The following is a 19,252-nucleotide window of genomic DNA, read 5'->3' on the forward strand; positions in this document are numbered from 1 at the left end:
GCTCATTTTAATTACTGACTTATTGTATCTCTTTAAGAGATAAGAAATTGTTGTTTCTTCATTCAATCGAATGAAGTCCCTACACATTTGGTTCGTCTTCTTTGTTCAGTTTTCAAAGGTCAATCGTTGTTTTTCAACAACTTCTATATCCTATCATAGGACATTTTTACTGTCAACAGTTTTTATTCAACTTTTTCAAAGTTTTTTGGAACTGTTTTAAAAGCGAACGTTCGCTTCACAGTGATATTAATTTATCATATTCAGATTTGGTTTGCAACTAAAATGGACATGATTTTTTTAATATATTTTTATTAGAAAAGAAAACAGAGTCTAACTATTAAAAACGTAGACTCTGTCTCTATGATAACCTCTTACTGAACAACACCTGTATCAATCGTTACTCCATCTTTTTTAATGATGTATTTACCACTATTCACTTGATTATTAAAGGTGAAATCAATACTAATTGTTGTTGTTTCCGTTATTTTGAACGATCGATAAGCCGTATTTATATTATTATTAGCATCCTGAATAAATACTTCGACCGTATTCGGTTGTTTCTCTTGAGTTGAAGTATGGTTTCCATTTCCATTATTCGCTTGTTTCTTTTCTTCATAAGGAATCGTAAACTTACGACTAACGACTCTTTCCCCTTTTCCTTTTGAAATAACAACCGTTAATGTATCTCCTTGTTTTAAAGTGGCCCCTTCTGCTGGAGACTGTTTAATAACTGTATCTTCTGTCTCATTACTATTCTCTTCAGTAATTTGAAGTTTTAGTCCATTCTGTTTAGCGTATTCTTGAACTCCTGAACGAGTGTAGCCTTTTAAGTTGACTAAGGTCACTGGTTCTTTGCCTTTCGAAACTGTCAAAATCATCTTTGTTTCCTTCGCAACAACCTTTTGATCCTTTGCGATACTTTGTTCTGTAACTTTACCAGCTTCGACTGTATCAGAATAGATTTCTTTCTTTTCTACAGCAATCCCTAATTTTTGAAGTTCATCTTTTGCTTTATCGAATGTATTACCAACGTAGTTTCCTATCGTCACCGTATCTTTCCCTGCACTAACTTTTAAAACTACTTTTGATTTTTCTCTAACTTTACTTCCGGCTTTAGGATTAGTTTCAACCACTTTTCCTTCTTCCACGGTGTCTGATTTAACTTTTTGAACATCAGAAATTTCCAGATTCAAATCTGCTAATTTTACTTTTGCTTCAGCTTCCGTATACTTACTCAAATCTGGAATAGTAACCTCTTTTGGCGCGGATTGAATATATGCAAAAATGGCAGCTGCCCCAATAAGGGTTATAAGAAGCAGTAAAATCCAAGGCCATTTTTTTCTTTTTTTCTTTGGCTCTTGAGTAATAGGCTTCTTTTCTTCATCAAATTGAATTTCAGGAACTTCTTTACTCGAAGTTGGAATTTTTCGAGGTATGGCTCCTGTAGCAATCGGTTGTAAAACTTTTGTTTCCTGATTCAATGTAGTGGGTTTAAACATCTGTTCATTAAGCCTTTCAGGGTTTAAACACGTTTGTAAATCCTCCAGCATCTCTTCACAACTATTATAACGATCCAAAGGTTCTTTTGCAGTTGCTTTAAGAACGACATTTTCTAAGCTTTGAGGAACCGTTGGTAACATTAATGAAATTCGCGGAAGTGGTTCTTGAAAATGTTTTAGGGCAATTGATACAGCAGACTCCCCTTCAAAAGGAACCTCACCAACTAACAATTCATACAGAACAATTCCAAGAGCGTATATATCACTTCGAATTGTAGCCATTCCGCCTCTAGCTTGTTCCGGAGATAAATAATGAACAGATCCTAATAACGTATTTGTTTGAGTAAGCGAAGTCTCCGATAATGCAATCGCAATCCCAAAATCCGTAATCTTAACATCACCATGTTTATCAATCAAAATATTTTGAGGTTTAATGTCGCGATGAATAATTCTATTTTGATGAGCCACCTCTATAGCAGAAACAATTTGTGTCATAATACGTACTGCTTCTCGTGGTGGTAGAGGCCCTCTTTCTCGAATATATTCTTTCAAATCGGTTCCTTCGACGTATTCCATCACAATATAATGGGTTCCATTTTCTTCTCCTACATCATAGACTCCTACAATATTAGGATGAACTAATTGAGTTGCTGATTGTGCCTCTCTTTGAAAACGTCTCATTGCTGCTTCATTTGAGTGAAAATCAAATCTAAGTACTTTCACAGCAACAGGTCGCTCTAAAATTAAATCTCTTGCCAAGTAAACTGTGGCCATACCACCAGTTCCCACATGAGACTGAATCTTATAACGACCTCCGATTGTCTTCCCCGATTCAAACATTATGCTACCTCCTCTCTCACCAAATATTTGGCAATCGCCACGGTAATATTATCCCGTCCACCTGCTTCGTTAGCAGCTAAGACCGCTTTTTGAGCTTGTGTATTTACATCAGAATAATTACCTAATATTTCTTTTATATATTGATCTTCTAACATGTTAGACAATCCGTCTGAACAAAGTAAAATCGTATCCTCATTTTTTAAAGTCACACGTACAAAATCTATTTGGACATTCAAAGTAATTCCCAAAGACTGAGTAACAATATTTCTTTGAGGATGTCTTTTTGCTTCCTCTTCAGTAATCTCTCCAGATTTCACTAATTCTTGTACGAGTGTATGATCTTCCGTTAATTGCTTAATTTGAAAATTGCGATATAGATAAGCTCGACTGTCTCCAACATTTGCTACTAATAATTCAGAATCAATGATTACTGCTGCAACAATTGTCGTCCCCATCCCATCCAATTCACGATATTGGTTTGCTTTCTGAAAGACACGATCATTTTCAGCCTGAATATTTTTAACCAGCCATTGGTAGGCCGCTTCTGTATCCGTAATACTTTCTTCTTCCCAACGTTTTCCCAAATGAGATAATGCCATAGCACTAGCTACATCCCCAGCATTATGCCCGCCAATCCCATCGCAAACAACGATAAGTGGCACATTTTGAGTATTCAAAAAATATCCGGCAGCATCTTCGTTTAACGTACGTCTTTGCCCAACGTCACTCTTGATGGCTATCTCCATATTTTCCCTCCTGTTGCGAATCTATTTTCTTACCATTCTTGCAATGAAAAAACCATCTGTGTGATATTCATGCGGCAATATGGTAAGCATCGGATTTTCATTAGTACACCCAAACTCTTCTATTGGTTGTAATTCAAAATCCGGATGATTGGCTAAAAATTTAAGAACGACTTCCTCATTCTCACTTTTATTAATCGTGCAAGTTGAATAAATCAATTTTCCACTGTTCTTTACCATTGTAGCAACTGACGCTAAAATTTCCAACTGTATTATTTGTAATTTTGTTAAATCTTCACTATTTTTTGTGTATTTTATATCTGGTTTCCGGCGCATGAGGCCTAAACCAGAACATGGGGCATCTACAAATACTGCATCAAAACTTTCTTTTTCAAAAAGTTCTCCTACTTTTCTAGCATCGAGTGCATGAGTATGAATTCTGTCTTCTACCCCAAGGCGTTTTGCGTTTTGATGAATTTTGCGTAATTTATTCTCATGCAAATCCAACGCCTCAACAAGTCCACCCTCTTCAGCCACAAGATAACTTGCAAAATGAGTGGTTTTCCCTCCAGGAGCAGCACATGTATCAAGCACTTTATATCCAGGTTGAAGTTTTCCTACTTGAGCCACTAATGAGGATGACTCGTCTTGAACCGTAACGATACCATCTTTGAATGCTTTCGACCCTAGTAAATCTCCTTCTTCGACAATCACTGCTCGAGGAGATAACTTACTTTCTTGAACCATTACCCCTTCTTCTCTTAGAAGAGTTTGCACTTCTTCAACTGACATCTCTGGATTTTGAATACGCGCACTTAAATGCGGCGCAATATTTAAACTTGGGAAAATCTCTCTTGCCACTTCTCCGTATTGTTCATATAATAATTCTACAATCCAGCGTGGCATGCTAAATTCAACACTCAAACGTTCACGTTCATCTTTAATAGAAGAAACTCCATCGAATCCAGAACGTTGAACATTTCTAAGAACACCATTGACGAATTTCGCAATCCCTTGATGACCACGTTTTTTAGCAATTTGTACAGCTTCAAAAATAGCAGCATGATCAGGGACTCGGTCGAGATACGCCATTTGATATACAGTCATTCGCAGTAAACTTAGCACCCATAGTTCCATTTTCTTTTGTTTCTCGATAAATGGTTTTAAATAGAAGTCTAATGTCAATTTACGTTGAATCGTACCGTAAAACAATTCAGTTAATAACCCTCTATCTCTTACATCCAATTTATGTTTTTGCAACACATTTTGAAACGCGACAGTCGAGTACGCTTGATTTTTTTCTACATTTGTTAATAATTCTACGCAAATATCACGTACATTACTCATGGTTTAATCCCTCAAAAATCGCATCATTCTTCAACCATTCAGAAAATCCATTGATAAACGCCTTCGCGTCCATTTGAGCTTTTCCTGCTGGTTGAAGACGTGTAATTTCAAGCACTGTTCCGCCACCACAAGCCACATATAGACGTCCACCATCTACAAACAAGCTTCCAGGAGTTTTAGCGGTTTGTTTATCCGTTAAAGAAACTCCCCACATCTTCACACGATTTCCATTTAAAACCGTAAATGAAGTTGGCCATGGACGTAAGCCTCGTACAAAGCAATCTACTTCAGTCGCTGTTTTATTCCAATCGATTTGCTCTTGCTCTCTTGATATATTTGGAGAGAATGATACTAATGCTTCATCTTGCTCCACTTCAGTAATCGTTCCGGCAAATATCTCTGGTAATGTTTCGATTAGTAAGTCTGCTCCAACGACGCTTAATTTTTCAAACATACTTGCAACGTCATCTTCACCAGTAATTGGAATCGCACGTTGCGAAATAATCGCACCGGCATCCATCTTCGCAACCATGCGCATAATCGTTACGCCAGTTTCTTTGTCACCATTCATAATCGCATAATGAATCGGAGCTCCACCACGATATTTTGGTAAGAGTGACTCATGAACGTTCACCGCACCAAAACGTGGGAAGTTTAAAAACTTCGTTGGCAAGAATTGACCATATGCAGCCGTTACAATTAAATCTGCATCTAGTTGCATTAACTCTTCCAATTCCTGTGATCCACTTAATTTTTCTGGTTGGTAGACAGGAATATCATGCTCTAATGCAACTACCTTCACAGGAGTCGGAGTAATGATTTTCTTACGTCCAACTGCACGGTCTGGTTGTGTCACAACAGCAATCACTTCAACTGTTTTCTCTTCAATTAATCGTTTCAAAACGCCTGTAGAAAATTCCGGCGTTCCCATAAAAATAACTTTCTTCATTGTTCACCTCTATAAGAAATGTTGTGGTTCCATATCAATTGTCATAAGTATTTTCTTCGAACCAATCTCTTGCGTTTCCATCATCAATTGCTCCAAAAACTCTTGCAGCTGCGGCTCATTTTTGTATTTCACAATGATTTGGAAATAATAACGGTTGTTCATTCTCGCAATCGATTTAGCAGTTGGACCTAACACAACTGCTTTTGGTGACACATTTGCCATCAATGACTTATGAACTTCGATAGCTTTCTTCAACGCCACTCCTTCTTCTTCACTAGAAAACGTAATCATCGTCGTAAAGAAATATGGTGGATAGTTAGCCATATGACGCATTCGCATTTCTGTTTCGAAGAATCGTTCATAATGATGTCCTTGTGCTAATTGAATCGCGTAATGTGTTGGATTATAGGTTTGAATAAATACTTCACCCGGTTTCTCCCCACGTCCTGCACGACCTGAAACTTGTGTGAGCAGTTGGAATGTTTTTTCCGAACTTCTAAAATCAGGTATATTTAGTGCCGTATCTGCATTAATCACTCCAACGAGCGTTACGTTTGGATAGTCTAGGCCTTTCGCAATCATTTGGGTTCCAATTAAAATATCTGCTTCTTGATTCTCAAACTGTTTCAGAATCGCTTCATGCTGTCCTTTACGTCTTGTCGTATCCACATCCATTCTTACAATACGAGCGTCTGGGAATACCTCTTGCAATTCCTCTTGAACTTTCTGAGTTCCAGTTCCAAAGTAACGAATTTGTCGACTTTGACACTTAGGACAAAAAGTTGGGATTCTCTCTTCATGTCCACAATAATGACACTTCATTGTTTTCGTATCCATATGAAGTGTTAACGAAATATCGCAGTTTGGACATTCTAAAACATAACCGCAATCCCTGCATAATACAAAAGAGGAATAGCCTCTTCGATTTAATAGCAAAACCGTTTGCTCTTTCTTTTCCAATCGATTTTCGATTGCTTTTAATAAGGTTTGAGAAAACGATCCTTTCTGATGAATAAATTCATTTCTCATATCAATTAAATGCACTTCTGGAAGAATTTGTTCTTTAGCTCTTTTGGTTAGTTTCAGAAGAGTATAGACTCCTTTTTGCGCTCGAGCTCTTGATTCTAAACTAGGAGTTGCACTCCCTAACACTACAGGACAGTGATGGAATTCACCCCTCCAAATTGCGATATCTCTTGCGTGATATCTAGGAGATTCATCCTGTTTATAAGAGGTTTCATGTTCCTCATCTAAAATAATAATGCCAATATTTTCTAATGGAGCAAAAATAGAAGAACGTGCTCCAACAACAATATCTGCTTCTTTATTCTTGATTTTTCTCCATTCATCAAATTTTTCGCCTGTGCTCAGTCCACTATGTAGAACAGCAACCCTATCTCCAAAACGAGACTTAAATCGTTCGACCATCTGAGGTGTTAAAGCAATTTCAGGAACAAGCATCATCGCACTTTGCCCTTTTGCAATAACTTCACTAATCCATTGCAAATAAACCTCCGTTTTCCCAGAACCAGTAACGCCTTCTAATAAATATACTTTTGAGTTATGTGGATCGATAGATTCTTCTTTTACTCTATCAAATGCCAGTTGCTGTCCCTCATTCAATTGAAACGGAAGACTCTTCTTAAAGAATCTTCCCTTATACGCATCGCGACTTACTTCTTTTTGAACTATCGTAATCCAATTATGCTCTACTGCAAATTTTAAATCAGCCGTTGTAAAATCTGTATCTTCTAAGAAACTTTTCTTCTGGATTTCCATTCTTTCCATCGAAGCGAGAGTCTTTAAGAGCGATATTTTCTTCTTAGCACGTGCAGAAAGCGTAGGAATAAACTCCTCATACTCTTGCATCACGTAGTTCAATCGAATCCAGTCTTCCGTTTTCACCTTGGCACGGTCTTTCACAACCGTCTCGATAACTACAACGCCTTCTTTTTTTAACTTCATCAACCGTTTTAGTTGTTCTTGTGGTAGGTCATCTGTATAAAGTAATGTGTTCTCATAATGGAAAATTTCTCGAAATACATCTTCATTCTCTTTTGGATTCACTAATACAAATCGTTTTTCATAATTAGACTTCAACATCGCTGGAAGCATAGTTTGATAGCATTGAATGAGGAATGCATGAACTTTCTTCGATAAATAGGCGCCTAACTCAATCATCTCTGGTGACAAGACGGGATCTAAATCCATTAAATGCAAAATATCTTTTATTTCTCCGTCGAAATCAACTTCATCACTAAGAGCCAAAACAAATCCAGAAATACTACGTCCCCCAAATGGAACAGCAACACGCATTCCAACTTCAATGCTCTCTTGTAATATTTCAGGGACATGATAATCAAAAGGACGATTTACTTGAATGACTGGTACATCAACGATTACTTTTGCATACATCTTTTCACCTCCAAAATTGTTTTACTATTTATTATACCATATTGAACTTCATTTTGTTGTTGCCTACGCTATACTTCTCTACTGCAAAAATAAAAAGCCAAGGGGAACCCCCTTGACTATATATTTAATTTATACATGTTCTGGTTTGCTGTCTTCACGGATAGTTAATTTTCCAGCTGCGATTTCTTCTAACGCACGACCAACATTTTTATGTGATTCATAGCTTTCTAACAATGGTGGTTCATGGTGGTGTAATTCATGCGCACGTTTACTTGAAAGAATTACTAATGAATATTTTGAATCGATTTTTTTTAGTAACTTATCGATTGATGGGTATAACATCATAACAACTTTCCCTCTTTCTACTCTTCCTCTAAAATTTCTTCTAACTCATCTTCAAACTCTTCAATACTCTCTATATTTCTTTGAATTCGTAAATGTTCAGTTTGAATAATAGCTTCAATTTGTTGAACCGCATTTTCTACTTTATCATTAACAACAGAGTAATCATAATACTTCATCAAACAAAGTTCTTCTCTAGCAACCTTCATACGATTTTTAATCACTTCGTCTGAATCTGTTCCACGGTTTACGATGCGAGATTCTAGTTCATGTAAATCAGGTGGTGTTAAGAAAATAAACACCCCGTCTGGCATCGCTTCGCGAACTTGAAGCGCTCCTTGAACTTCGATTTCTAAGAATACATCTTTTCCTTTATCTAATGTTTCTTGCACATATTCTAAAGGTGTTCCATAGTAGTTTCCTACATACTCCGCGTATTCTAATAATTTTTTATTTTCAATCATCGCTTCAAATTCTTCTCTAGATTTGAAGAAATAATCTTTTCCATCCACTTCACCTGGTCTTGGCTTACGAGTCGTTGCAGATACTGAGTACACAAATTTTTGATTGCCTTTTGCAAAAATAGCTGCGCGTACTGTTCCTTTTCCGACACCTGAAGGCCCAGATAAAACGATTAATAAACCTTTTCTTGCCATAATCGTTTGAAAACTCCAATCTCTTTACATCTTTCTACTATAGTATCACAAACACCGTTGCTGCACCAATCAAAAATGATAGAAAATCAATAAAAAATCAATCTCCATAAGTTTTCTTTTGATTTTCTAACATTTCAGTAAACTAATCCGCATGATTCATGCTCAAAACAAAAAGGCTGGAAAATTCCAGCCTTTTATCTTTATTGAATGTTTTTAATTCTTGTTGTTACACCTTTTAATTTATAACATTCAACATAATCTCTAATAGGTCTCTTAATATGATCTATTACATATCTACGTCCATCAATATTATGCTTAGCTAGGTTTTCGTATAATTTTTCTATTTCAAGCTTCACTTCAGGATCATTAAATGTATAATGACCTGCAATATCTAGGATTTCATTTTGTAATTCTTCTTGCCCATCTCTTAGAATATCTTCAACAGTTAATTTTGTTTGATCTCCAATCATCCACTTTCTCCAGCGTTCTGATTTAATCGCATGAAGAAGTAATGTTTCTCTTAACTTAGAAGGAGATGTAACTAGACCATGTTTTACTAATTTAGCTTCCACAGCAACTAAATTTAGATATGCTCTAGTTTCTTCAGTTCCATATTGAGGAGCCACATTAGTTGCAGTAATTGAAGATGGAATATGTTCTAACAAAGTAACATCATCTAGATAATCTCCATTGTGTTCTTTTAGTCCTACATGATACTTTTTAGCCATTTCTGCTAAATCATATGCATTTTTGAAATTAAAATTACCTACTTGATCTGTTTTACGGACTAAAGTCCCAGTTTGGCCAACAATAAATGTCGGCATCGGTAAATCTCTCTTTTCTAGTTCATCTTTCAATTTCAAAATAAATGTCTCATATGTTTCAGTAGAAGTTAAGCCACCATTTGTTTCCTCTGTTCCCACTTCGTATCCAATAGTTGGAATATTTCGTTTAATTCTTTCTTTTTCACAATATTCAATTAGCTCAACAGTTCTTTCTAATACTGTCTCCAAAGGAATTACTTTTCCGATTTCAAATGGATCTTTTGTAGGGTCAATCATTAGTAAATCAAATCCAGCTTCGATATCTGCCAAATATGATTTCTTTCCAATTTCCATTGCAACATCAACAGGAAGATGATCATTTCTTTCCTTATCTCTTTGCCATGGTCCACCATGATCCCGACAGAGATAGTAAAAATTGTCATATCCGATCTCATCAGCTACTTCCTCAACTGCGGCTGCAAATCGTTTTTGGTCCCAACCATTAACGTATCCACCACCAAATTCATCAGAATCAACTTGATTTCGACTTGCAATAAACATTACTGGAAAATCTTCATCTTTCGACAACTCTAATGTGGCTTGAACACAGTTTTTTGACATTGGCCCAATTCCTAAAATTGTGGCACTGTCACCCGTCTCCTGAAGTTTAAGCAATCCTTCAACAATTGTTTTAATCGGTAATTTATTCATAATAGAATCCCCCTATTTTAATAACGATTCGTCTAAATCTGGTTTAGTGAAGTGTAACATCGCAACAGATACTAGCGTACCAATTAACATCGCGAGTACATACCATAATTTTCCATTAACAACTGGTAAAATGATTAATCCACCATGAGGAACTAAAGCCTCTACATTATTAATCATTCCTAAAGCTCCACCTACCGCACTACCAACAATAATTGCTGGTAACACACGTTTTACATCTTTTACCGCGAAAGGAATTGCACCTTCAGTAATCCCAATTAACCCCATGAAGAATGCTGACATTCCTAAGTCCTTATCTTCTGCGGTATATTTTTTACGATCAATAAAAGTAGATAGTGCCATAGCTAGCGGTGGAATCGCCACAGCAATACGGTGAGCACCATTTGGTGCATACACGCCTTCAGCCATTAACGCTAGAGTAAAAGCTGTTGCTGTTTTATTAATTGGTCCTCCCATATCAATAGCTGTCATAGCTCCAATAATCACGCCAAGAAGAATCGCACTTCCTCCTTGTAAATCCTTTAATGTAGAAACTAACCAAGTCATAGCAATTCCAATAGGCACTGCAATCACATAGATATAAATCATACCTAAAACAAATACTGTAACAATTGGAATGATTAAGATTGGCATAATTGTTCTGATTGTATTAGGCACTTTAAATTTTTTGAACCATTGTACAAAATAACCAACTGCTACCCCTAAAATCATAGCACCTAAAAATCCTGTTTTTACTTGTCCTTCTCCTATAGGATTGTTAGCAACATATCCGAGAATCATCCCTGGTGCTAAAGCAGGTTTCCCAGCGATTGAGTAGGCAATATAACCTGATAAAATAGGAATCATCATACCAAATCCTGCTAATCCTAAATCCAACAGATTCTTCATGAAAGGATTCGTTACTGACATACCCGTTTCAGTTGCTTCACCAGTTGCTAAAGAGAATGCAAGAAAAATACCACCAACTACTACTGCAGGTAACATATACGAAACGCCTGAATTAAATGCTTTTTGAAGTTCTTTAAAAACACTGTTTTCTTTACTCATTTTTTTCATCTCCCTTTTCAAAAAATCATTCTACTAATTTAATGGCTTCATCAATATATTTCTCTGGATGCTTAATCATTTCTCCAGGTTCTACGGTTAACACTCTTCCTAGTTCTTCTTTTTCTTCAAATCTTTCTTCGCCTTCGATACTAATTGCTACCGCTAAAATAACAACATCCGCCGCATCAATTTCTTCTTGCTCTAACTCTTGTTCTATTCCCATACCTCCTTGCGTCTCAACCTTAACCTCAAACCCTCTTTTCCGACACTCTTTTTCAATTGCTTCTTGCGCCATATAAGTATGAGCAATGCCTGTCGGGCAAGCTGTCACACCAACTACTTTCATTTCGATTACCTCCTATAGTTTTATTGTTTTTAATTGATATAAAATTTCCTCTATTGAATCTAGCATTAATAGTTTTTCTCGAAATTCCTCATCCAGCAATTTTTTACTTAATTGAGAAATAAACTTAAGATGGAGCTGACTGCTTTCATTTGGTACACCAATCATAAATATTAATCGAACTTTGGAATCATCCTCTTCTCCCCACTGAAACTCACAAACATTTCGAGCAAAAGCAACAAATGGTTCTAAAACTGATTCAGACTTTCCATGAGGAATTGCAATTGAATATCCAATAGCAGTTGATACTTCTTCTTCTCTCTGGAGTACCGCTTGATAAAATTTATTATCGTCATTTAGTTTTCCACATACTAAAGCACGAGAAATTAAACTTCGGATTGCATCCTCCTTTCCTTTAAACTCTTGATTGATAATAATTAATCCCTGTTGAACTACTTCACTCATAACAAATCTCCTTCTTTTTCAAAAGTAATAAAAAATTCTTCCATTGATATGCAGTTTCTTATCCTTCTTAACAGCTCTTTATCTTCCATAATGCTATAAATATTTTGGATAATCTTTTTCGTTTTCATTCTGTCTTCCTCACAGATACAGATAAAGAACACAATATCAACATAAAACTCATCCCATTTAATCTTTCTTTTTAAAGTGACAGGAAGAATAGTTGTTTTATAAACATCCTGCGGTTTTCCATGTGGTATAGCTATCCCAATAGGCAAATCTGTCCCACCTAAATTTTCACGAATTAAAATTCCATCTTTAAATTTTTCACTTACGAAACCTTCCTTAAAAAGAACATTCGAAGCTGCTTCTATAATTTCAACTTTACTTGTCCACTCTTTTTTCACACAATCTATCTCCTGATTAAAGATCCCTCCATAACGATTTGAAATGCCTTTTTGAACATTTTGATGTGACGATTCATTTTCATCCAATACCTTTCTAATCATTTGCAATTCATTCTTCGTTAAATATGGTGATACTTTAATCGTATTAGGTTTGGCTCTATCTAAAGTAATGGTTGTCAGAATAAGCGAATACTCCTCTAAATCTTTCATTCTTTCAAATTGTTGTTTTGAAACTCTCTCAACTTTGGTTGTTGCGGGTAAATAATTTATCAATTTTCTAATAATCAATTCTGAAGTTGCAACTCCTAATTGACAAACTACCAACAACTTTTTGATTGTTCTGTTTTCCTCTATAAAGGTTTGAAAATAAATTGTTAAATAAGCAATTTCTTCATCATTAAACTGAACACCTAATAGAGATTCATATTTTTGTAGTACTATCCAGATTGTTTGGAAAACCACACCATACTCTTCTTTTATTTGATCCACAAAAGGATTTTCAATTTTTTGATGATTTCTTAATCGATAAAGCATGGAAAACATATGATTTTCTAGCATTGCCTTAATTCCACAATCGTTATTTATTGTTAACTTCAATACTGAACACATGTCTAGTACTATTTGGTGTACTAACTGCTGTTCAGTCGCTTTACTCGCAGCAGGTTCAAAGCGGAAACTGATAAGCTTTCCTGCAAAATATTCTTTTTCAATTTCGTTAAAATCTATGTTCAAACGATTTGATACTTCATTTAATATGCGATTTACCGCCTCTTCACTCTCAATACCTGAAGGTTTACACTTTACAAATTCCCCGCAATACATTCGATAAGTTTGTACAATTAAACTACTTAAGAGACTTTGTACATATACTTCAGAAACAAAATCCCAATTATTTTTTAAATAACTAATCAATACATCTTTACACGCAGCTACAACGTTTTCTGAATAATATTCTTCTAGTTTTCCTAACCATTCAGAATAAGTATTGTTAGACGTACACTGAGTAAACAACCAATGATTAAAACGTATATATGCTTCTCTTAATTGGCTTTCATCTCCATTTAAATAACTCCCTTTTGCAGAACTTTTTAAATCTATTCCTCCTAAAATTTTCTGAACCTTCTCAAGTTCTTTAGAAATTGAACTTTTACTTACAAATAAGAGTTCAGACAATCGGTTGTAACTGATGATTTTTTCACCAAATAATAAATTTTCCATTATTACTTGCAATCTTGATTTATCCGAATTAAGTTCGAATGTTTTTGACTCAAGATTCTTCTTATTCTCTATGGCAATGCCAATTCCTCGTTTACGTATTAATATCTTTTCTATCGAATTTAAGTCTTCTTCCATCGACTTCAATTCTGAATGTACAGTTCTCTTTGAAACGCCAGTGCTTTGGGCTATTTCCTCTGCTGTTAAGTAACGCTTGCTTTCTTCTAATAATGATAATATTCGGGATTGTCTTTTGCTTAGCATAAAAACTCCTTTCTATTAAAGCGCTATCATTTATTTGCACTTTAATTATAAATCTCGACATTATTCTTGAATATTACATATTGTTGCAACAAGTTTTCGTACTTTTACAACAACATGTTGCAAAATAGACTTTATTCTTGTATTTTACCGTTTATTTATGAATAGCGATTGTGAATCGGTCGAATTTTTGTCAAAGAAAAAGACTATGTAAATTACATAGTCTTTTGTCTTTTAATTATGCAATTCGAATGTTTTTCCATCTCCCACTTCTAAATCGAAGTAGAATAATCATATCTCGAATAAATTGATCTATAAATACTGCATACCATGCACCAGCAAGTCCCCATTCAAAGAAATTTACAAATACATATCCTAAACTTAATCGAATCACACATGATCCGATGAAAATCGCAATCAGTGGCCAAACGGTATCTCCTGCCCCACGTAGAGCTCCCGAAGTAATTAGTTGATGACTTTGGAATGGTTGAACAAATGCAACAATAGATAAAGCAATCACTGTATTTTGAATAATTTCTATATTATCCGTATACATTCCCGCTAACAAGGTTGCACCAAAATAAATCGAAGCAGACATCATAATCGCTAAAGCCAGACCAATTCGCTGACACATTTTTGTGTAGCGCTCTGCCAATTTTTCATTTTTAGCCCCAAGCGATTGTCCCATTAATGACGATGCTGTAATTCCGAAAGCTTGCGCCGGAGAGTAGGATAGAGAAAGTACATTAAGGGCAATTTGGTGCGCCGCATAAACATTGTTTCCTAACCCAGAAACAATCTTCAAGAACATGATAACCCCAAAACGAAGCGCCATTTGTTCTAATGCTGTCGGGATTCCGATACGCACTAAATCGCGCATCACATTGATGTTAAACTTAAATTTTTCTTTAAAATCCAGTTTCAAGACACTCTTTCCTGACAAGATATAACGGATGTTTAATCCCATCGCAATAAGATTAGATAATGCTGTAGAGATTGCAGCCCCAGTAACACCTAAGGCCGGGAATCCAAACATTCCATAAATCAAAATGGCATTCCCTAACACATTACAACTATTCGCAATAATATTATTCTTCATTGGAATTTTTGTTTCACCAATTCCTCGTAGCGCCGCGGTTACAGTGAACGATAGTGATTGAAAAATAAACCCAATCGTAACAATCCTAAAGTAGTTCAATCCGACATTAATAACGTTCTCGTCTGCACCCATCAGTCCTAAAATCTCTGGCGCGAAAATCAACATTAAGATCGCTGCGGGCGTCACACAAAACACCATTGCAAGTATCATTACATGCTTCAAGATACTTCCCATTCGGTTATATTTCTTCGCCCCAAAATACCTAGCAATAATTGCAGTTCCTCCGACGTTCAACGCTTGAATCAAACTTAAACCAAGAAACATCGGCTGGTTTGTCATCCCAACTGCAGAAACGGCTGCAGCAGTGTCTCCAGGCACCTTCCCAACCATCATCATGTCGACCATTCCAAAAAGCGCTCCAAGAAGTACTTCCACAAATACTGGCCATACAATGACAAATATATTTTTTCTAAGTTCTTTATTGGTTAGTTGTTGCTCTACTTCCACGCAACCAATCCTCTCACTTTAAAATGTAGTTACTATTTTACACCTATTTTTCCTTCAAAACAAATAAGCGACAAAAATTTGTCGCTTACATCTTTTATCGTTTTCCATCCCATTCAGCATAAAATTGCTCTAAGTACGTTTCTAAAAATTCATGCCGCCCTTTTGCCAATTCATTACCATATTTGGTATTCATCAAATCTTTTAACTTCAATAGTTTTTCATAGAAGTGCATGATAGCTGTAGATTCACCGTTTCTGTACTCTTCAGGCGTCAACTCCTCTCGCGGCTTCATTTCCGGATTGTGGATTGGTCTTCCTGTACTTCCAGAGTAACACATCACTCTGGCAATTCCGATGGCACCAATGGCATCTAATCGGTCAGCGTCTTGCACCACTTTTTCTTCAAGAGAAAGTTCTTGTTGTTCCTTATGATTCTTAAACGACATTCTCGTAATGATGGACTCAATGACTTCAACTTGTTCAGGAGTCACTTCAATAGAAATTAGAAATTCTTTCAATCCCTTCAACGCAACTATAGGATCTTTGACAATCTTATCATCGATAACATCATGGAGTAGCGCTGCAGCTTCACAAATAAATAAGTCTGCTCCTTCAGCTTTCGCAATCGTCTTTGCCGTATTGACGACGCGTTTAATATGCGACCAATCGTGCCCTGTTGTATCTGCACTAAGCACTCTTTTTGCATACTGTTCCATTCGTTTTAATTGTTCTTGTTGCTTCATGCTTCCTCTTCCTCTGGATACTTGATCCCCCATTCACGGCGCAAATCGGTCATGATTTTCATCACATCGACCGTATATTCAAGATGCATGTGGTCTACTCCTGTATTAATGGTTGACTCCATATCTAGCACTTCATAAGCTAAGGCATCCAATCCCAATTCATCTTCAAAGGTTTCAACGCGTCCATCATCTGTATAAGTAATCGTCGCTTTATGCGCGCGTGGGTAATCAACAATCTCAATATACCCTTTGTCATAGGCAATGACTCCACGTTTTGGCTGTTTAGCGTGGAGCGTCATCGTAACAGTCGCCATTTCTCCTGCATCATTTGTCAACACGATACCTGCTTGTTCATCCACACCTGTTGGCGCTAATTTAACTTGAGAAACCATTGAACTTGGCGCCTCGCTCATGAAGTAGCGAATGCAAGACAAGGCGTATACTCCAATATCCAGTAATGCGCCTCCTGCAAGATTGCGATTAAAAAATCGATTCGTCATATCATAATCTTTATAGCTTCCGAAGTTCATTTGAATCATACGAAGTTCCCCAAGATTCTCAGCTGCTTTACTTAATTGTTTATAGACTGGCATATGGTAAAGCGTCATCGCTTCAGCCAAAACAACATTATTTTTTTTAGCGAGTTGCAATGCTTCTTCTAATTCTTCACTGTTTAACGTAATGGCCTTTTCACATAGTACATGCTTTCCAGCAGCCAATGCCTTTTTTAGATAGCGAATATGTGTGTTATGCGGAGTAGAAATATAAATAATATCCACTGTCGGATCTGTAAATACCTCATCAATCTCGTTATATACCTTTTCAATGCCATATTTTTCTGCAAATTTCACAGCATTTGTATAGGTGCGGTTAGCAACCCCGTATAGTTTTCCGTTCAATGATTCTAGTGCTACTGCTAATTCATTAGCAATCACACCAGTTCCGATAGTGACCCAGTTCTTTGTTACTTTTTGTTGCATACACTCTACCTCCAAAATTCATTACATTAATGATAACTGCCAAAGTGTGAAAACTCAACTCTATTGTAAAAAAAGCTAGACCGAAGCCTAGCTTAATGAGATACAATAAATTGCTTAATCAGTTGAACTAATTGTTTTTGTTGTTCTTCGGCACTCATCGTAGCTGTACCATCGCCGTTTTGCTGACCATATAGTCCAAAACCACTATGATTCCCACCCTCAATCGTTGTATAGAGTGTAGACTCTGGCAAACGTGACTTCGCATCTTCATATTTTTCTTGTTTCAATATTTTATCATTCGAAGCCGTAATCGATAATACAGGAATTTGAGTGTCGCTAATATCCGTACTTTGATCTGGATAGCTTGCCAGTAAAATTAATCCAGCAACTTTATTCATCTCTTCTAGCTGTTTTGCTTCAACTGTCGACACAACGCCCCCCAGAGAATGTCCCCCAATAAACACTTTATCCAAATGCTCTTCTTTTACAATGGTTGCCATTGTTCCATTATCTAATACTGGTAAATTCAATTTAGAGGAGATAATGTATACTTCGATTCCTTCTTTAGCAAGCCCATCTGCTAATTTCGCGTAAGCCTGAGGTTCAACTAACGCACCCGTATAAAATAAAAGCGTCCCTTTTTTCTCTCCTGTTACTTCGAAATGAGTCCAGTTATTTTTTTGTTCAAATGCAGCAATATTCCACGTTTCTTGTGCCTCAGGAGTCGCCCGATACGTAAACATTTGAATCAACCCAAGTGCTAATAAAATAAATGCAAACAGGACTCCAAAAATTCCGTACATGATTTTTCTTTGTTTAGTCATTTGTCATCTCTTCTCTCTATAAACCTACTACTATAAGGATACTACAACAGTATGTAAAAACACAATACACTTCGAGTGATACCGTATACGGTATCACTTAACTTTTAAAATCGAAATCTTCATGAGCAAGTTATTTGTCATTTTAGTATTAAAGTGTATACTAAACTCATACAAAAAAGAAAGAAGGAATGAAAATGTACCCATTATATAATAGCCAAATTCAACTTAACGAAGTAGCGCTAAATGTGAATCATCTATTACAAGAAACTGAATTTTATACAAAAGGGCTTGGCCTCCAAATCTTAACTCAGTCAGACACAGAAGTATTGTTAGGCGTTGGAAAAACCCCACTCGTTCGTCTGATTCAGACCAATATCGATAAGAGCGTTAAGGAAAGTTATGGTCTATACCACTTAGCCATTCACCTTCCAACCAGAGAAGCGCTTGGCGACTTCTTAAGACATGCTGTTCATACGTCTCTTCCACTCGTCGGGGCCGCGGACCACGGTTATAGCGAAGCGATTTATCTTGAAGATTTCGAGGGAAATGGAATTGAAGTATACCATGATAAACCAGTAAGCGTCTGGGATATTCGTGAAGATGGAAGAATTATTGGTGTCACTGAGGAAATGGCTGGTCAAGAAATCTATGAACTCGGTCATGACACTATACCTTATCAAATGCCCGAAGGAACACGTATGGGGCACGTTCACCTATCAGCACGGAATTCAAAAGAGACGATGGAATACTTAACGACTCTTCTTCCAGTAGCCGATAAATTCTCAGTTCCTTCAGGAAGCTGGATTGCTTCTGGCGATTATCATCATCATCTTGCCGTGAACCAATGGGGAGGCCCTCATCTAGATGTTCGCGTCAAAAATATTCCAGGGCTTGCATATTATACGGTTGAAACAAACGACGCTTCAGTGTTTAAAGATATTCTTCAAAAAGCAACGGTTCTTGCTACTACTGTTGAAAAGCGTGCTGAAAAAGAAGTCGATATTACCGACAACAACGGTATTACAGTTCGCGTTACATTAAATAACTAAAGATATACAAAAAGGTGGATGCAATGCATCCA

At 36.4% G+C, this 19,252-nt stretch carries 17 protein-coding genes; 1 reads left to right on the top strand and 16 read right to left on the bottom strand.

What is annotated here, in order from left to right; all coding sequences use genetic code 11:
- Positions 1 to 371 precede the first annotated feature (371 nt).
- From pknB to ADH99_RS03980, 16 genes are all read right to left on the bottom strand, one after another.
- Positions 372 to 2,339, bottom strand: coding sequence for a Stk1 family PASTA domain-containing Ser/Thr kinase (gene pknB, locus ADH99_RS03905; protein WP_049555139.1), 1,968 nt, complete (start codon positions 2,337 to 2,339; stop codon positions 372 to 374).
- A complete protein-coding gene (locus ADH99_RS03910) occupies positions 2,339 to 3,085 on the bottom strand; it encodes a Stp1/IreP family PP2C-type Ser/Thr phosphatase (RefSeq protein WP_049555140.1) in 747 nt (248 codons plus the stop codon). The genes pknB and ADH99_RS03910 overlap by 1 nt, the downstream gene beginning before the upstream one ends.
- Before the next feature lie 21 nt (positions 3,086 to 3,106).
- Positions 3,107 to 4,429, bottom strand: a complete 1,323-nt coding sequence (gene rsmB, locus ADH99_RS03915; RefSeq protein ID WP_049555141.1) for a 16S rRNA (cytosine(967)-C(5))-methyltransferase RsmB — start codon at positions 4,427 to 4,429, stop codon at positions 3,107 to 3,109.
- Complete coding sequence (gene fmt, locus ADH99_RS03920; protein WP_049555142.1) at positions 4,422 to 5,378, bottom strand: methionyl-tRNA formyltransferase; 957 nt, start codon at positions 5,376 to 5,378, stop codon at positions 4,422 to 4,424. Before fmt ends, rsmB begins: the two co-directional genes overlap by 8 nt.
- A 9-nt stretch (positions 5,379 to 5,387) precedes the next feature.
- Entirely contained in the window at positions 5,388 to 7,793 is a 2,406-nt protein-coding gene (priA, locus tag ADH99_RS03925; protein WP_049555143.1) for a primosomal protein N', read from the bottom strand.
- Positions 7,794 to 7,922: 129 nt separating this feature from the next.
- Complete coding sequence (gene rpoZ / locus ADH99_RS03930) at positions 7,923 to 8,138, bottom strand: DNA-directed RNA polymerase subunit omega (protein ID WP_005606604.1); 216 nt, start codon at positions 8,136 to 8,138, stop codon at positions 7,923 to 7,925.
- Between the two features lie 17 nt (positions 8,139 to 8,155).
- Positions 8,156 to 8,791 carry a guanylate kinase gene (gene gmk / locus ADH99_RS03935; RefSeq protein WP_005606605.1) on the bottom strand — a complete coding sequence of 212 codons (636 nt, stop codon included), beginning with the start codon at positions 8,789 to 8,791 and terminating at the stop codon, positions 8,156 to 8,158.
- A gap of 200 nt (positions 8,792 to 8,991) precedes the next feature.
- The gene (locus ADH99_RS03940) at positions 8,992 to 10,266 is read right to left on the bottom strand and encodes a class II D-tagatose-bisphosphate aldolase non-catalytic subunit (protein WP_005606607.1); all 1,275 of its coding nucleotides are present in this window, start codon (positions 10,264 to 10,266) and stop codon (positions 8,992 to 8,994) included.
- Between the two features lie 12 nt (positions 10,267 to 10,278).
- On the bottom strand, positions 10,279 to 11,331 hold the full coding sequence (locus tag ADH99_RS03945) for a PTS fructose transporter subunit IIC (protein ID WP_039849077.1): 1,053 nt from the start codon (positions 11,329 to 11,331) through the stop codon (positions 10,279 to 10,281).
- Between the two features lie 25 nt (positions 11,332 to 11,356).
- On the bottom strand, positions 11,357 to 11,677 hold the full coding sequence (locus ADH99_RS03950) for a PTS fructose transporter subunit IIB (protein WP_005606610.1): 321 nt from the start codon (positions 11,675 to 11,677) through the stop codon (positions 11,357 to 11,359).
- A 12-nt stretch (positions 11,678 to 11,689) separates the two neighbouring features.
- Positions 11,690 to 12,139, bottom strand: a complete 450-nt coding sequence (locus tag ADH99_RS03955) for a fructose PTS transporter subunit IIA (protein WP_005606613.1) — start codon at positions 12,137 to 12,139, stop codon at positions 11,690 to 11,692.
- A complete protein-coding gene (locus ADH99_RS03960) occupies positions 12,136 to 14,022 on the bottom strand; it encodes a BglG family transcription antiterminator (RefSeq protein WP_049555144.1) in 1,887 nt (628 codons plus the stop codon). The genes ADH99_RS03955 and ADH99_RS03960 overlap by 4 nt, the downstream gene beginning before the upstream one ends.
- 235 nt (positions 14,023 to 14,257) lie before the next feature.
- Positions 14,258 to 15,625: an MATE family efflux transporter gene (locus ADH99_RS03965; RefSeq protein WP_049555145.1), complete on the bottom strand. Its 1,368-nt coding sequence runs from the start codon at positions 15,623 to 15,625 to the stop codon at positions 14,258 to 14,260.
- A 94-nt stretch (positions 15,626 to 15,719) separates the two neighbouring features.
- Entirely contained in the window at positions 15,720 to 16,367 is a 648-nt protein-coding gene (locus tag ADH99_RS03970) for an HD domain-containing protein (RefSeq protein WP_049555146.1), read from the bottom strand.
- Positions 16,364 to 17,347 carry a Gfo/Idh/MocA family protein gene (locus ADH99_RS03975; RefSeq protein ID WP_049555147.1) on the bottom strand — a complete coding sequence of 328 codons (984 nt, stop codon included), beginning with the start codon at positions 17,345 to 17,347 and terminating at the stop codon, positions 16,364 to 16,366. The genes ADH99_RS03970 and ADH99_RS03975 overlap by 4 nt, the downstream gene beginning before the upstream one ends.
- A 92-nt stretch (positions 17,348 to 17,439) precedes the next feature.
- Positions 17,440 to 18,171, bottom strand: coding sequence for an alpha/beta hydrolase (locus ADH99_RS03980; protein ID WP_049555148.1), 732 nt, complete (start codon positions 18,169 to 18,171; stop codon positions 17,440 to 17,442).
- Positions 18,172 to 18,365: 194 nt separating this feature from the next.
- Here ADH99_RS03980 and ADH99_RS03985 point away from each other — a divergent pair, with 194 nt between their 5' ends.
- On the top strand, positions 18,366 to 19,220 hold the full coding sequence (locus ADH99_RS03985; protein ID WP_049555149.1) for a VOC family protein: 855 nt from the start codon (positions 18,366 to 18,368) through the stop codon (positions 19,218 to 19,220).
- Positions 19,221 to 19,252 lie beyond the last annotated feature (32 nt).

The sequence above is a fragment of the Granulicatella sp. 572.rep1_STHE genome, assembly GCF_001073445.1.
Classification (GTDB): Bacteria; Bacillota; Bacilli; order Lactobacillales; family Aerococcaceae; genus Granulicatella; species Granulicatella adiacens.

What these genes read in the sequence shown, in the direction of transcription:
- ADH99_RS03985 (WP_049555149.1), top strand. Translation starts at nt 18,366, where the DNA reads ATGTACCCATTATATAATAGCCAAATTCAACTTAACGAAGTAGCGCTA.
- fmt (WP_049555142.1), bottom strand. Translation starts at nt 5,378, where the DNA reads ATGAAGAAAGTTATTTTTATGGGAACGCCGGAATTTTCTACAGGCGTT.
- ADH99_RS03970 (WP_049555146.1), bottom strand. Translation starts at nt 16,367, where the DNA reads ATGAAGCAACAAGAACAATTAAAACGAATGGAACAGTATGCAAAAAGA.
- priA (WP_049555143.1), bottom strand. Translation starts at nt 7,793, where the DNA reads ATGTATGCAAAAGTAATCGTTGATGTACCAGTCATTCAAGTAAATCGT.
- ADH99_RS03960 (WP_049555144.1), bottom strand. Translation starts at nt 14,022, where the DNA reads ATGCTAAGCAAAAGACAATCCCGAATATTATCATTATTAGAAGAAAGC.
- rsmB (WP_049555141.1), bottom strand. Translation starts at nt 4,429, where the DNA reads ATGAGTAATGTACGTGATATTTGCGTAGAATTATTAACAAATGTAGAA.
- ADH99_RS03945 (WP_039849077.1), bottom strand. Translation starts at nt 11,331, where the DNA reads ATGAGTAAAGAAAACAGTGTTTTTAAAGAACTTCAAAAAGCATTTAAT.
- ADH99_RS03955 (WP_005606613.1), bottom strand. Translation starts at nt 12,139, where the DNA reads ATGAGTGAAGTAGTTCAACAGGGATTAATTATTATCAATCAAGAGTTT.
- rpoZ (WP_005606604.1), bottom strand. Translation starts at nt 8,138, where the DNA reads ATGATGTTATACCCATCAATCGATAAGTTACTAAAAAAAATCGATTCA.
- ADH99_RS03975 (WP_049555147.1), bottom strand. Translation starts at nt 17,347, where the DNA reads ATGCAACAAAAAGTAACAAAGAACTGGGTCACTATCGGAACTGGTGTG.
- ADH99_RS03950 (WP_005606610.1), bottom strand. Translation starts at nt 11,677, where the DNA reads ATGAAAGTAGTTGGTGTGACAGCTTGCCCGACAGGCATTGCTCATACT.
- ADH99_RS03910 (WP_049555140.1), bottom strand. Translation starts at nt 3,085, where the DNA reads ATGGAGATAGCCATCAAGAGTGACGTTGGGCAAAGACGTACGTTAAAC.
- ADH99_RS03980 (WP_049555148.1), bottom strand. Translation starts at nt 18,171, where the DNA reads ATGACTAAACAAAGAAAAATCATGTACGGAATTTTTGGAGTCCTGTTT.
- gmk (WP_005606605.1), bottom strand. Translation starts at nt 8,791, where the DNA reads ATGGCAAGAAAAGGTTTATTAATCGTTTTATCTGGGCCTTCAGGTGTC.
- pknB (WP_049555139.1), bottom strand. Translation starts at nt 2,339, where the DNA reads ATGTTTGAATCGGGGAAGACAATCGGAGGTCGTTATAAGATTCAGTCT.
- ADH99_RS03940 (WP_005606607.1), bottom strand. Translation starts at nt 10,266, where the DNA reads ATGAATAAATTACCGATTAAAACAATTGTTGAAGGATTGCTTAAACTT.